The 1,082-nt window shown below is 44.5% G+C and carries 1 protein-coding gene; it reads left to right on the top strand.

What is annotated here, in order from left to right:
• Positions 1-184 precede the first annotated feature (184 nt).
• Entirely contained in the window at positions 185-910 is a 726-nt protein-coding gene (gene pilW / locus R7O12_RS26565; protein ID WP_005477819.1) for a type IV pilus biogenesis/stability protein PilW, read from the top strand.
• Positions 911-1,082 lie beyond the last annotated feature (172 nt).

Below are 1,082 nucleotides of genomic sequence, written 5' to 3'. Positions count from 1 at the left end.
ACTTCAGTGAAGATGCTTTCACTAAAGACGATTAAATCAACGAATTAAGTTTGTGAACCGAGCCGCCATCTGGCGGCTTTTTCATATCAGTTTGCAAACCTGATCGCATAGTGCTTTTTCCTCAATGGGCTTTTGCTACGTAATTCATATCATGCTGTCAGATTCAGGGATGTGGGGAAGAAGAATGAAAACCGTAACGCTCAGTGCACTAATGTTGATGACGCAGTTTGCACTCGTAGGCTGTGTTACCGTAAAAGAAAACGGCGCTCCTATCGTGAAGGCCGATCCTGTTGCTATGGCAGAATCTCGCATCGCTCTTGGGCTTGGTTATCTCGAAGGTGGCAATATGATCCGAGCGCACGACAACTTGCAACAAGCCTTGAGCCACGCCCCACAATACTACCGCGCACAGCTTTCTATGGCACACTACTACGAAACTGTTGGTGAAGATGCGAAAGCAGAAGACATGTACAAACGCTCTTTACGCCAACACACCAAAAACGGCAACGTGCTCAATAACTACGGAACATTTCTATGTAAACGAGGTGATTTCCAACAAGCCGACCAAATGTTTAACCGCGCAATTGAACAACCTTATTACTACCTCATCCCTGCAAGCTACGAAAACGCCGCTTTCTGCGCATTGAAATCACAAGATAAAGACAAAGCAAAATACTACTTTACGCGAGCTATCGATCACGACCCACACCGCCCAAAATCGATTCTCCAACTGGCTAAACTCGAAATAGAAAGTGGCAACTTTACCGATGCAAGAATTCGACTGATGCGATTTAATCAAATGTACGGTGTGAAAAAACCGTCACTGCAACTTATGATCGAGTTAGAACGTGCGGCAGGTAATGAAGCGCTAGAGCAAAAATACGTAAAACAGTTAGAACGCATGTCTTAACGAGCCACACTGATAGCCCAAACAGCATAAGTCTTTGCTTAACCTCTCATTTTATTTTCAGGCTCACTTACACCGTTCAAGTTAAGTGAGCCTTGTTTCTCAGAACGCCGACAAATCCCCTGTTTCACTTGTGTTTCAGTCACTGAAAGAGCGACATTACTCCTGTACTTAA

It is taken from the genome of Vibrio sp. Vb1574 (assembly GCF_033338675.1).
Note: the sequence above shows the minus strand (reverse complement) of the source record. Positions and strands in the feature narration are given on the sequence as shown.

Excerpts from the sequence above, each read along its gene's own strand:
- pilW (WP_005477819.1), top strand. The coding sequence starts at position 185 with ATGAAAACCGTAACGCTCAGTGCACTAATGTTGATGACGCAGTTTGCA.